Source organism: Mesorhizobium jarvisii, assembly GCF_003601985.1.
Taxonomy (GTDB): domain Bacteria; phylum Pseudomonadota; class Alphaproteobacteria; order Rhizobiales; family Rhizobiaceae; genus Mesorhizobium; species Mesorhizobium jarvisii.
The window spans coordinates 12,220-24,454 of sequence record NZ_QZXA01000018.1; the positions used below are offsets into that span (position 1 = coordinate 12,220).

Sequence of the window (12,235 nt, forward strand, 5' to 3'; positions counted from 1 at the left end):
CTGGTTCTTTCTGTTCCGGGTAGGGCTAGGTTGCGTGTCAGGCGGCCGGCATCGGGCCGAAACGAATGCGGAAGCGCCTGTTCTCACGGCCCTTCTTTTCGATCTTGCCGATGTGGATTTCACCGATTTCGCCGGTGCTTTTCACGTGCGTGCCACCACAGGGCTGGCTATCGACCGCGCCATTCTCACCAATGCAGACCAGGCGGATCTTGCCGGTGCCGACCGGCGGCAGGACATTCTTCGACTTGACCAGGCCTGGGTTCGCGGCGAGTTCCTCGTCGCTGATCAGCCTGGTGAAAATCGGATGATCGGCGCGCACCAGATCCATCAGGCTCGCGGTGACCTCTTCCTTCGAGAAGCTGGCGTCCGGAATGTCGAAATCGACCCGGCTATCGTCCTCGGAAACCGCCGCACCGGTGATCGGAAACGGGCAAACGACGGTAAGCAGATGGCAAGCCGCGTGCATGCGCATCAACAGGTGCCGACGTTCCCAGTCTATCGCGAGTTTGACCTTCTCGCCAACCGCCAGGGCCGCCTGCTCCGGCGCCGGCACGTGGATGATCTCGTCCTTGGTCTCACCTGTGATGGTGGCGGCAATGACGATGCGGCTGCCGTCGGCACGTTCGAGATAGCCGGTATCGCCCGGCTGGCCACCCGAGGTGGCGTAGAAGATCGTCCGATCGAAAATGATGCCGCCACGATCATTGACGGCAGCAACCGCCGCATCCGCCATGGCGAGATAGGCATCGTCGCGAAACAGCGCTTCCGTCTTGTGCGCCATCATGCGACCTTTTCGAAAGGCACCGAAATCTTGCTCTGCAGTTCCATCCAGCCCGGCACCGGGAGATTCTTCTCGCGCAGGAATTCCGGATTGAACAGCTTCGACTGGTAGCGCGTGCCGTAGTCGCAAAGAATGGTCACGATGGTGTGGCCGGGGCCCAATTCCCTGGCAAGCCGGATGGCGCCGGCAATGTTGATGCCGGTCGAGCCGCCGACGCACAGGCCTTCTTCCTGGATCAGGTCGAAGACGATCGGCAGCGCGTCCTCGTCCTTGATCTGGAACGAGAAATCCGGCGTGAACCCTTCGAGATTGGCGGTAATACGCCCTTGCCCGATGCCTTCGGTGATCGAACTGCCTTCGGACTTCAATTCGCCGCTGGTGTAGAAACTGTAGAGCGCGGCGCCAAGCGGGTCGGCAAGCGCGATTTTCACATCCTTGTTCTTGGCCTTCAGCCCGAAAGCGACGCCGGCCAGCGTGCCGCCGGAACCCACCGCCGAGACGAAACCGTCAACCTTGCCGCCGGTCTGAGCCCAGATTTCTTCCGCCGTGGTGCGGATATGCCCATCGCGGTTGGCGACGTTGTCGAACTGGTTGGCCCAGATGGCGCCGTTGGGCTCGGTCCTCGCCATCTGCTCGGCCAGCCGTCCCGACAGTTTCACGTAATTGTTGGGGTTCTTGTAGGGCACGGCCGGCACCTCGATCAGCTCGGCGCCGAGCAACCGGATCGTGTCCTTCTTCTCCTGGCTCTGCGTATCGGGAATGACGATGACCGTGCGATAACCCAGCGCCTTGGCGACCAGCGTCAGCCCGATGCCCGTATTGCCCGCCGTTCCCTCGACGATGACGCCACCCGGCTTCAACAGGCCGCGCCGTTCGGCGTCGCGGATGATGAAAAGGCCGGCGCGATCCTTGACCGATTGCCCCGGATTCATGAATTCGGCCTTGCCCAGGATCTCGCAGCCGGTTTCTTCGGACGCTTTGTTAAGGCGGATCAGAGGCGTGTTGCCGATCACGTCGATCACAGAACGGGGCATTCAAGATTCCTTGTGTGCATGCGCCGAAACCCTAGAAACCCGAAGCTTCGGTTTCAAGGCAAGAATTCACCTGGTCCAGTCGCATTTCCGGCACTGCTGTGCGTCTACACCCCTTGCAGCCTGCTCGATATCCCAAAGTTCATTTGCACCCGTGGTCGAAAAGCACTCTTTTCATTCGATTTCCTGACCGCTAGAGCAAGGCACCAACAACTCGGCAGGGCGCAACATGACACTCTATCGGGCCGATCCGGAACACGGCGTCGCCTGGGTCACGGGCGGCAGCAGCGGCATCGGCCGCTCGCTGGCCAGGGATCTGGCGTCACGGGGCTATACGGTGGCCGTAACGGCACTGGACGATGATCCGATCGACACGCTCATCGTCGAGACCGCGCAGATGCCGGGCAGCGTCACCGCCTTTCCCTGTGACGTCACGGATGAGCCGCGCATGGCAAGAACGGTGGCCGCGATCGAGAGCGAACTCGGCCCCATCGTGCTCGCCGTCTTCAATGCCGGAAACTACATTTCGACGCCTGGAGAGGCTCTGGTCGTCAAGGACTTTCGCCGGTCCTTCGAGGTCAACTATTTCGGCATCATCAACGGCCTGGTGCCGGTCGTGGAGTATATGCGCGTGCGGTCGCGCGGCCACGTCGTGCTGGTCGGATCGGTCACCGCCTATTTCGGCTGGCCAACCACGGCCGCCTATGGTGGCACCAAGGCGGCGATCAACATCCTGGCCGAGTCACTGAAGTATGATTTCGACAAGATGAACATCCGCGTCCAGGTGATAAACCCCGGTTTTGTCGACACGCCGCTGACCGAAAAGAATATGCTGCCAATGCCAGGCCTGATGCCGGTCACCCGGGCAACACGCCGCATGGTGAAGGCTATCAAATCCGGCGGCTTCGAAACCACGTTTCCTTACCGCACGAGCTGGCCACTGAAATTTCTCGCCATGTTGCCGAGGCCGATAAGCCGATGGGTGATCATCTTGATGACCAGTTGGAAGGCAAGGCCGCTGCATTACGAGCGCAAGCCACCCAACGAATAGGATGCCCACAGGATTGGTGGTGTGGCTGCCTGAACGGCCGTTGCCTGTTCATGGCCACCACCATAGGCTTGTTGTTGTTGCGTGGAGTCTGCGATGGGGCGACGGATCGTGCTTGCTGTGCTGGCCCTGGTCGCCGTCCTTGCATTGGCCTTCGTCCTCGGTCCGCGCGTTCCCGTCGACACCACGATCCGCTTCGATCCTTCCGTCGTCGGTGACGATCCGCAGGCCTATGTGGCAAAGGTGGAGGCCGCCGTGCCCGGTATCCGCGACGGGCTGGAGAAGGAGATCGTCTGGGCCAATCCCATGGTGCATGCCAAGACGCCGCTGTCGATCGTCTACATCCACGGTTTCTCGGCTTCGAAGGGCGAGGTCCGCCCCCTGCCCGACGACGTGGCCGACCTGCTCGACGCAAATCTCTTCTACACCCGCCTGACCGGTCACGGGCAGGACGGCGCGGCGATGACGCAAGGCAGCGTCAATGCCTGGATCAACGACTATGAGGAAGCGCTCGCCATCGGCCGCGCCATCGGCGACAAGGTGATCGTCATCTCGACCTCGACCGGCGGCTCGCTGGCGGCATGGGCGGCTACGCAGCCCGCGGCATCGAATGGGGTGGCTGCCATTGCATTCATCTCGCCCAATTTCGGTGTGAAGGCATCCGGCGCCGAGATCCTGACCATGCCCTGGGGCAAACAGATCGCCGAACTCGTGATCGGCAAGGAGCGCAGTTTTGTGGCGCGCAACGCGCTGCACGAGAAGTTCTGGACCATCAAATATCCGGTTGCCGCGACGCTGCCGATGCAAGCGTTGACGGAACTCGCCTACAGGGCGCCGGTGGAGAAGGCTGATATCCCGGCTTTGTTCATCTTCTCGGATTCGGACAAAGTGGTGCGGCCAGACCGCACCCGCGAAATCGCAGGGCGCTGGGGCGCACCGCACGAGCTGGTGCCGGTCGACGACACCGGCGACCCGGACAACCATGTCATTGCCGGCGACGTGCTGTCGCCATCGACCACGGCATTTCTCGCGCAACGGATTGCCGTCTGGGTCGAGGCGGTGGCGAAGTAGGTGCGCAGACGGAAAGGGCGGCCGAAGCATCGCTTCGGCCGCCCTTTCTCTAATCGGTCAGGCAACCAGCCAAGCGCTAAGACTTGGCCGACCGCGACGAGGCTTGGTTAAGCAGCCCGCGCTGCCGGACGCTTGCCGCCGAAACGGCGCTTGTTGTTGCCCTTGAAGGGCTTGGCGCCTTCCGGCTTGCGCTCACCGGCAAAGGCCGGCTTGTCGCCGAACCGCTTCTTGCCAAAGCCGTTGCCCTTGTTTTCGCCGCCCGGCCGCCGGCCGTCACGACGGCCATTGCGGTCGTTGCGATCATTGGCGGGCTCGAAGCGCTCGTTCTTTTCAGCCGGATTGCGCTGCGGATCGGGGCTGCCGAGATGGTCGGCGACGATCGGCAGTTTGGTGCGGATGATGCGCTCGACCTGGCGCAGCTTGCTGTTCTCAGAAGGATCGCAAAGTGTGATCGCGATGCCGTCCATGCCGTTGCGGCCGGTGCGGCCGATGCGGTGGACGTAGCTTTCCGCCTCATCCGGCAGGTCGAAATTCACGACATGGCTGATGCCGGGGACGTCGATGCCGCGCGCCGCGATGTCGGTCGCGACCAGAATGCGGACCGATCCATCGCGAAAATCGTTCAGCGCCTTCTGACGGGCATTCTGCGACTTGTTGCCATGGATGACGGCCGCCTTGAAGCCATCGCGCTCGAGGTCCTTGGTCACCCGGTCGGCGCCATGCTTGGTGCGCGAAAAGATGATGACGGACTTCATCGCCTCGTCAGCGAGCATCGTCGACAGAACCTGGCGCTTCTGCTTGGTGCGGGCGAAGACGACGCCCTGGACAATCTCGGCCGCCGCGGTGCTTTGCGGCGAGACTTCGATACGGACCGGGTTCTTCAGAAGACCCTTGGCCAGTTCGGCGATCTCGTCAGGCATGGTGGCCGAGAACAGCGCCGTCTGGCGGTCAGGCGCGGTCGCCTTGGCGATGCGCTTGACGTCGTTGATGAAGCCCATGTCGAGCATGCGGTCGCCCTCGTCCAGCACCAGCCATTTGGTGTCGGAGAGGATGAGGTCGCCCTCGCGCACCAGGTCGGTCAATCGGCCGGGCGTAGCAATGAGGATGTCGACGCCGGGAGCAACCTTCTTCACCTGGCTGAAGCGCGAGACGCCGCCCAGCACGAGTGCCGTCGAGACATGCGCGCCCTTGGCGAGGATCTTGATGGTGTCCTCGATCTGCACGGCGAGCTCGCGGGTCGGCGCCAGGATGAGCGCGCGGGTCGTCTTGGCGCGCCGCTTGGTGCCGAGCGCGATGATCTTCGACAGGATAGGCAGCGCAAAGGCCGCGGTCTTGCCGGAGCCCGTCTGCGCGATGCCGAAAATGTCACGGCCTTCCAGCTGGGGCGGGATTGCCTGCATCTGGATCGGCTTCGGTTCGGTGAATCCGGCATTGTGGGTGGCCTTGAGCAGCGCACCCGTGATTCCCAGCGCTGCGAAACCGAAGAGTTCCGCGGTATCGTTGCCGGGCAATGTGTTTTCGTTGGTCAAAATAATCTTCTTTCACGCGGCTTCTTTGCCGCAAACATCAATGGCGGCAGGGCGCAACCTGCCGTCGAAAAATTTGATATGAAACGACAAGGCGGGCGGACGTGTGCGTCCACTCGGCTGCGCTGTCGTGCCCGCAGGCATCATGCCACGGGGCTTTTTCGCCGCCTTGCCGATTTGCCGGAAAGAGGGAAAACAGACGCAACCAGTCTCATTTGTCGAGAAGGCCGGAATCTCCCGGCCCAAGCGCCTATGGGCTGCATATGGCTGAGTTCGCCCCGGAATGCAAGGGGCGTAATGTTGCAGCGCAGCAAAAGCCGGCTAGAGAGCAGTCCGAAATGTCCGCTCAGACCTCATCCGGCCACTTCCTGGCGCCATGTTGCACAAACAGAATTTCTATCTGAGTGTCCGTGACCCGATAGGCGACGATGTAGGGTGTGCCGGGAATCACCAGTTCACGCGTGCCCTTGATCTCCCCAACTCGTCCGATGAACGGGTTGGCGGATAACAGCCGGGGGGTCTTTGAATGGATCTCACTGACGATCCGGGCAGCGGCCCGCGGCTTATGTTGGCCAATGTAGTCGCCGATTGACGCTAGCTCGATCAGATAGTGTCGGGTCCAGACAATTCACACAGAGGCTGATGCCTGACTGTACTTGTTGAGAACGGTCGCGATCTCTTCCTCATTGGCGAAGTCGCCACGGTCGGCGCCCTCTATTCCCGCCTGAACGCCTGCGACCCATTTTTCTTGCCACGCCAGCGAACGTCCATGGGACAGCGCATCCTCAATGATCTGATCACGTGTCAGTGTCGAGCGGGACGTGAGCATATCAATCCGGCGGTTCAAATCCTCGGATATTTCTACGTTGTTCTTCATAGGCTTATTCTGCCATATCTGGCGAATGCCTGCCAAGAAGTATCGCGCATGGGGGACCGAGCGATGAAGGACGTGCTGAAGGAACTCGAGCGCCGGCGCGACATCGCCCGCATGGGTGGCGGCCAGGCGCGCATCGACGCCCAGCACAAAAAGGGCAAGCTCACCGCGCGCGAACGCATCGAGGTGTTCCTCGACGAAGGCTCGTTCGAAGAGTTCGACATGTATGTCGAACACCGCTCGACCGATTTCGGCATGGAGAAGACCAAGATCGCCGGCGATGGCGTCGTCACCGGCTGGGGCACGGTCAACGGTCGTCCGGTCTACCTCTTCGCCAAGGATTTCACCGTATTCGGCGGCTCGCTGTCGGAAGCGCATGCCGAAAAGGTCATCAAGGTGCAGGAGATGGCGCTGCGCAACCGCGCGCCGATCATCGGGCTTTACGATGCCGGCGGCGCGCGCATCCAGGAGGGCGTTGCGGCGCTCGGCGGCTATGCCGAAATCTTCCAGCGCAACGTGCTGGCCTCCGGCGTCATTCCGCAGATTTCCGTGATCATGGGTCCATGCGCCGGCGGCGACGTCTATTCGCCCGCAATGACCGACTTCATCTTCATGGTGCGCGACACCTCCTACATGTTCGTCACCGGCCCGGATGTGGTGAAGACCGTCACCAATGAGACGGTGACGGCCGAAAGCCTCGGCGGCGCCTCGGTGCACACAACCAAATCCTCCATCGCCGACGGCGCCTACGACAACGACGTCGAGGCGCTTCTGCAGATGCGCCGGCTGGTCGACCTGCTGCCGGCTTCGAACACATCGGACATTCCCGAGATCGAATGCTACCAGTCGGTCACCGACCACGATCTGTCGCTCGACCGGCTGATTCCCGACAACGCCAACAAACCCTATGACATCAAGGAGTTGATCCTGAAGGTCGCCGACGAGGGTGACTTCTTCGAAATCCAGCAGAGTTTCGCCAAAAACATCGTGACCGGCTTCGGGCGCGTCGAGGGCCGCACGGTCGGCTTCGTCGCCAACCAGCCGATGGTGCTGGCCGGCGTGCTCGATTCCGACGCCAGCCGCAAGGCGGCACGCTTCGTGCGTTTTTGCGATTGTTTTTCCATCCCGATCGTCACCTTTGTCGATGTTCCTGGTTTCCTGCCCGGCACCGCGCAGGAATATGGCGGGCTGATCAAGCACGGCGCCAAGCTCTTGTTCGCCTATGCCGAGGCGACCGTGCCGAAGATCACCGTCATCACCAGAAAGGCCTATGGCGGCGCCTATGACGTGATGGCGTCAAAGCATCTGCGTGGCGACATGAACTATGCCTGGCCGACGGCGCAGATCGCGGTGATGGGCGCGAGAGGCGCGGTCGAGATCATCTACCGCAAGGACATTGGCGACGCGGACAAGATCGCGGCCCATACAAAGACTTACGAGGATCGCTTCCTGTCGCCCTTCGTCGCCGCCGAGCGTGGCTATGTCGACGAGGTGATCATGCCGCACTCGACCCGCCGCCGCATCGCCCGGGCGCTGCGGATGCTGCGCAACAAGGACATGCAGAACCCCTGGAAGAAGCACGACAACATCCCGTTGTAAGCCGCCGAAGGGCGTTTACCGGGAAGCAGTAGCCGCTCATTCCTCCTCAGTCGCGCCGAACCCAGCGTCCCTGGGCATGCTGGTAGCGCTCGCCCAGGGTGTCGCGTGGTTGTCGATGCGCATCTGGAAGATGAAATAGGTCGGCGAGCAGAAGCCGATGCCTTTCACTTTAGGAGCGCCCGGCGTGTCCGGCGGTAGCGACTGGCACATATAGTCCTCGCGGCAGAAATGATCGGCCGAGCAGGCCGGCCGGTTGCCGCGATTGACTGCGCCGCCGAGGCACTGGTCGAAATTGTTGGTCGCCACGCAAGTATCGAATTTCTTGCCGCCGACCAGCCCGCAGATTTCGTTCGGCATCGGCTTGCCCTTCTTGAAGGCGGCGAAGCTGCGATCCTTGTCGTCGCAAGCGCGGTAGGCGATGCCGGCCGGCACACCGATCTTGGGCGGCCGGCAGGTATAGGCTGTCCGCGAAATCCCCGGCGCGAAGGCGGCGAACTGGCCGGTAATTTTGTAGCGATCGTTGAAGGGCTGCGACTGGTTGCTGGCGATCGACCCGTTCAGGCAGGGATGGCCGGAGAACATCCTTTCGCTGTCCTTGGGCAACAGACACTGCGCCAGAGTGGTGCGCACGCCGGACGCGGCCACCAGCGGCGTGCAGACCGTACCGCCACCGCATCGCCAGGTCGCTCCGAAACGCTTGGCATCGTCCGGCATCAGGCACGGCATCGCCATTTCTGCCGGCGCGTAGTCGATTTCGCCGGCATCGCTCCATGTGGCTGGCGGCGCGAAGGACAGCGGCCGGTACCGGTTCGGCTCCTTGCCTTCTTGCGTTGCGCGCAGCCAGGCCTGGCGCCGGGGGACCTCGGCATGCAGATGTGGCGAGATACCGACCTCGATGCGATTGAGCGGTGATGTCGTGCTGTCGTCGAGGCCGATGAAGTGGAAGCCGGCCGTGGAGCCCGCCTGGTGGCAGCCCTGGCAGGCGCCATTGTCCAGCCGCTCGACCAGTGCCTCCGGTGTGCGCACCAGCTTCAGCGCCGCATAGTCCAGGCCGGCGAAATCCGTGGGCTTGAACAGCGGCGTGAACGGATGGTTGGCCTGTCTTGCGCTGCCGAAGGTCGACCATGAGATGACCTTCTTCGCCAGGAATTCGCTGGGGAGTTCGTAGACGCCGAGATCGACCGCCCCGACATTGGCGCTGACATAATCGGCGAGCTTTTTCTTGAGCGCTGCGTCTTGCGAGAGCCGTGGGGTGTCCGGCGTGTTCTCCAGCGGCTTCTCACTGACGGCGGCGCCATCGATGCCGAATATCCGCATGAGATAGGCGGCCTGCCCGCCGAATTCGGTCTCCTGGCCGGAGGGAAAACGCACGATCTGCGCATTGAGTTCAAGCTGCTTGAAGGTCAGACCGGCCCGCTCCAGCGGCCCACCGGTCAGCCAGCCGGCATCGACGCTCTCATCGAGTTGCGGCGTCCAGCGCCCGGCAACGCCGACGCAGCCGCCGTCGGCATCGGGTGCCGCACGGTAGACGGCGTTGAAGTTGAACGGCAGCCGGGAGGCCAGGACCTTGCCGTCCTTCTTGAAACTGTAGGCCAGGCGATAGATGAACCGCACCTCGCCGCAGCTCTTGTCACCTTCCAGGGCAGCGAAATCACGCCGGTCGAGCCGGTTGACGACGCCGACCAGCCGGAAGCGCGCCGCCTCCGTCTTCAGCCAGCGCATATCCATGATGCGGCCGACATTGGCGTCGGTCACCTCGTAGAGCGTGCGCCCGCCGGCCTTCATCTCGGCGCGCAGCGTGGCAATGTCTGATGCCGCCGTATCGACGACCGCATGATAGGCCGGCGCCCTTTCATAGAGTGTCTTCAGGTTGTCCTCGCCATCGACGGCGAAAATGCCGGCGAAGCCAAAACCCCCGGCATCGAGGGCGGCGAGCACCGCCGGATCGTCGACGATGGTCACCGGCTGCTCGGCGCGCACGCCTTGCGATGCAAATAGCGCGATGACGGCCGCGACGGCGAGCGCGAAACGCTTCATTCGACGGGCACCTTGCGACGTGCTTCGACCAGTTCGCGCAACACAGGCACCAGCGCCAACGGCAGATCCTCGGCAATCAGCCCCGGTCCGAACCGGCTGCCGGCCTCGGCATGGATCCACACCGCCGCGCAGGCCGCTTCGAACGCCGGCATGGCTTGCGCCAGCAGACCGGCTGATATGCCGGACAGCACGTCGCCAGACCCGGCAGTGGCAAGCCACGCCGCGCCATTGGAATTGATCGCCGCCCTGCCATCGGGCGCAGCGATCACCGTGTCAGCGCCCTTGTAGACGATAACGGCATTGGCACGTGCGGCCGCCGCGCGCGCCTTGTCGAGCTTGGACGAGGCATTGTCATCGGCGATATCAGGAAACAGCCTGGCGAACTCCCCTTCGTGCGGGGTCATCACCAGGGCCGGTGCATTCGGCCGGCGCGCCGCTTCGAACAAGATTTCTGGCGCCTCACGAAACGCGGTGATCGCGTCAGCGTCGAACACAAGGCCATCGACCTGTGTGGCGGCATCCTGAGCTTGTCCGGAGGCGAGGAGCGCCAGCCCAAAGCTTCGCGTTTTGTCACCAACGCCGAAGCCCGGACCAAGGATGAAGGCCGAAGGCCGGCGTTCGCCGACAAATTCCCGGATGTCCGCGACATCATCGGTCTTGCGCAGCATGATCGAGGTCAGATGGCCGGCATTGACCTGCATGGCGTTGCCCGGCGACAGCACGGTCACCGCCCCTGCCCCGCTTCGAGCCGCGGCAAGCGCCGACAGCCGCGCCGCCCCGGTAGCGCTCGGCCCGCCGGAAAAGACGCCGACATGGCCGCGCTTGTACTTGTGTGCATCGACAGCCGGCACCGGGAAATCGCGCAGCCAATGCACTTGCCTGTTCTCGAACGTCCGGGGCTGGAGCCGTGCGATGATGTCATCGCCGATGCCGATATAGGCAAGCACGATCTCGCCGCATCGCTCACGGCCAGGCAGGAGCAAATGGCCTGGCTTCTTGCGCGCGAAGGTCACGGTGACGGCGGCGGTAAATGCCACGCCCAAAACTTTGCCACTGTCGCCGGAAACGCCCGAGGGCAGATCGACCGCGACAACCGGCAAACGCCGATCGGTGGCGACAGCCACCGCCCTGGCGGCATCGCCGGACAGCGGTTTGGACAGCCCTGCCCCGTAAAGCGCATCGACCACGATCGAGCCAGGCTCGGCTTCGAACCCGGACAATGGCCGGGACGCGATCGGGCACTGTGCCGCGGCAAGTGCTGCGTCGCTTCGCGGCCTCGGCGCACCGGACGCCCAGATCGTCGTGGCAACGCCGCTGTCAGCCAGGATACGGGCGACGACATAGCCGTCGCCACCATTGTTGCCGGGACCACACAGCACGTGGACATGGGTCGCTGAGGGGTAACGCCTGAGAACTTCGCCCGCGACCGCTTCGCCGGCGCGGCACATCAGGCCGATGCCGTCGACCGGGCCGGCGGCAATCGTCAGCCGGTCCGCCTCGCCCATTTCGGCGGAAGTAAGAAGTTCATCGCTCATGGATTGCCGATCCGCATTCGATCAAGCATTGTCCAGTTTTCGAGCCGAAGCAAACAAAGAGGAGCGCATCAGCAACTGCGGCCATGCCACCAAGGCGGGCATCAAGGCAAAAAGCGCACACCAGATGAGCATTCCGCCTAATTATTAGGCGGACGCAAGCATGGGGACTGTGTAGGCTTCAGCAGGCCATGCCGCATCCGATGCAGTGAATGACGCGAATTTGCATCTCGGTGCGGCATGGGTTGGAAATCGTATGAAACCGCTTCGAATCCAGCTATCTGGCACAGTTCGTGCTTGATGGAGGCGCAAGCGGGGGTTCACAACCCGTTTTTTTGGCAGTGGAGGCCACTTTTTACATGAAAAAGATCGAAGCGATCATCAAGCCATTCAAGCTGGACGAAGTGAAGGAAGCGCTTCAGGAGGCCGGACTGCAAGGTATCACCGTAACCGAGGCCAAGGGCTTCGGACGTCAGAAAGGCCATACCGAACTCTATCGTGGCGCCGAATATGTCGTCGATTTCCTGCCGAAGGTGAAGATCGAGGTCGTGCTCGGCGACGACGCGGTCGAAGGCGCCATCGAAGCCATCCGCAAGGCGGCCCAGACCGGCCGTATCGGCGACGGCAAGATCTTCGTCTCCAATATCGAGGAAGTCGTGCGCATCCGCACCGGTGAGACCGGAATGGACGCAGTCTGACGCGACCAGCCTTCTAAGAAACGTCATCCATCAAAAAA

Annotated in this window: 11 protein-coding genes; 4 read left to right on the plus strand and 7 right to left on the minus strand. The window is 62.6% G+C overall.

Features of this window, described 5'->3' with window-relative positions:
• Positions 1-37: 37 nt before the first annotated feature.
• Both D3242_RS30715 and D3242_RS30720 read right to left on the minus strand, forming a co-directional pair.
• Positions 38-781, minus strand: coding sequence for an alanyl-tRNA editing protein (locus D3242_RS30715; RefSeq protein ID WP_064983543.1), 744 nt, complete (start codon positions 779-781; stop codon positions 38-40).
• Positions 781-1,815 carry a cysteine synthase A gene (locus D3242_RS30720; RefSeq protein ID WP_019857998.1) on the minus strand — a complete coding sequence of 345 codons (1,035 nt, stop codon included), beginning with the start codon at positions 1,813-1,815 and terminating at the stop codon, positions 781-783. Before D3242_RS30720 ends, D3242_RS30715 begins: the two co-directional genes overlap by 1 nt.
• 226 nt (positions 1,816-2,041) lie before the next feature.
• On the opposite strand from D3242_RS30720, the gene D3242_RS30725 reads away from it, so the two are divergent.
• Together D3242_RS30725 and D3242_RS30730 are read left to right on the plus strand one after the other, a co-directional pair.
• Positions 2,042-2,863, plus strand: coding sequence for an SDR family oxidoreductase (locus D3242_RS30725; RefSeq protein ID WP_064982892.1), 822 nt, complete (start codon positions 2,042-2,044; stop codon positions 2,861-2,863).
• A 93-nt stretch (positions 2,864-2,956) separates the two neighbouring features.
• Positions 2,957-3,931 carry an alpha/beta hydrolase gene (locus D3242_RS30730; RefSeq protein ID WP_064982890.1) on the plus strand — a complete coding sequence of 325 codons (975 nt, stop codon included), beginning with the start codon at positions 2,957-2,959 and terminating at the stop codon, positions 3,929-3,931.
• Between the two features lie 107 nt (positions 3,932-4,038).
• Here D3242_RS30730 and D3242_RS30735 read toward each other — a convergent pair whose 3' ends face one another.
• The 3 genes from D3242_RS30735 to D3242_RS30745 form a co-directional block, all read right to left on the minus strand.
• A complete protein-coding gene (locus D3242_RS30735) occupies positions 4,039-5,460 on the minus strand; it encodes a DEAD/DEAH box helicase (RefSeq protein ID WP_038646681.1) in 1,422 nt (473 codons plus the stop codon).
• 343 nt (positions 5,461-5,803) lie between these two features.
• Positions 5,804-6,085, minus strand: coding sequence for a type II toxin-antitoxin system RelE/ParE family toxin (locus tag D3242_RS30740; protein ID WP_081296011.1), 282 nt, complete (start codon positions 6,083-6,085; stop codon positions 5,804-5,806).
• Complete coding sequence (locus tag D3242_RS30745; RefSeq protein ID WP_019857993.1) at positions 6,086-6,334, minus strand: hypothetical protein; 249 nt, start codon at positions 6,332-6,334, stop codon at positions 6,086-6,088. It lies immediately after the preceding gene.
• A 63-nt stretch (positions 6,335-6,397) separates the two neighbouring features.
• Here D3242_RS30745 and D3242_RS30750 point away from each other — a divergent pair, with 63 nt between their 5' ends.
• On the plus strand, positions 6,398-7,930 hold the full coding sequence (locus tag D3242_RS30750) for an acyl-CoA carboxylase subunit beta (protein WP_064982888.1): 1,533 nt from the start codon (positions 6,398-6,400) through the stop codon (positions 7,928-7,930).
• A 36-nt stretch (positions 7,931-7,966) separates the two neighbouring features.
• On the opposite strand, the gene D3242_RS30755 is transcribed toward D3242_RS30750, so the two are convergent.
• Both D3242_RS30755 and D3242_RS30760 read right to left on the minus strand, forming a co-directional pair.
• Positions 7,967-9,967, minus strand: a complete 2,001-nt coding sequence (locus tag D3242_RS30755; RefSeq protein WP_064982887.1) for a hypothetical protein — start codon at positions 9,965-9,967, stop codon at positions 7,967-7,969.
• Complete coding sequence (locus D3242_RS30760; RefSeq protein WP_064982885.1) at positions 9,964-11,502, minus strand: bifunctional ADP-dependent NAD(P)H-hydrate dehydratase/NAD(P)H-hydrate epimerase; 1,539 nt, start codon at positions 11,500-11,502, stop codon at positions 9,964-9,966. Before D3242_RS30760 ends, D3242_RS30755 begins: the two co-directional genes overlap by 4 nt.
• Before the next feature lie 356 nt (positions 11,503-11,858).
• On the opposite strand from D3242_RS30760, the gene D3242_RS30765 reads away from it, so the two are divergent.
• Complete coding sequence (locus D3242_RS30765; RefSeq protein WP_006205430.1) at positions 11,859-12,197, plus strand: P-II family nitrogen regulator; 339 nt, start codon at positions 11,859-11,861, stop codon at positions 12,195-12,197.
• Positions 12,198-12,235 lie beyond the last annotated feature (38 nt).

Excerpts from the sequence above, each read along its gene's own strand:
- D3242_RS30715 (WP_064983543.1), bottom strand. The coding sequence starts at position 781 with ATGGCGCACAAGACGGAAGCGCTGTTTCGCGACGATGCCTATCTCGCC.
- D3242_RS30720 (WP_019857998.1), bottom strand. The coding sequence starts at position 1,815 with ATGCCCCGTTCTGTGATCGACGTGATCGGCAACACGCCTCTGATCCGC.
- D3242_RS30725 (WP_064982892.1), top strand. The coding sequence starts at position 2,042 with ATGACACTCTATCGGGCCGATCCGGAACACGGCGTCGCCTGGGTCACG.
- D3242_RS30730 (WP_064982890.1), top strand. The coding sequence starts at position 2,957 with ATGGGGCGACGGATCGTGCTTGCTGTGCTGGCCCTGGTCGCCGTCCTT.
- D3242_RS30745 (WP_019857993.1), bottom strand. The coding sequence starts at position 6,334 with ATGAAGAACAACGTAGAAATATCCGAGGATTTGAACCGCCGGATTGAT.
- D3242_RS30750 (WP_064982888.1), top strand. The coding sequence starts at position 6,398 with ATGAAGGACGTGCTGAAGGAACTCGAGCGCCGGCGCGACATCGCCCGC.
- D3242_RS30755 (WP_064982887.1), bottom strand. The coding sequence starts at position 9,967 with ATGAAGCGTTTCGCGCTCGCCGTCGCGGCCGTCATCGCGCTATTTGCA.
- D3242_RS30760 (WP_064982885.1), bottom strand. The coding sequence starts at position 11,502 with ATGAGCGATGAACTTCTTACTTCCGCCGAAATGGGCGAGGCGGACCGG.
- D3242_RS30765 (WP_006205430.1), top strand. The coding sequence starts at position 11,859 with ATGAAAAAGATCGAAGCGATCATCAAGCCATTCAAGCTGGACGAAGTG.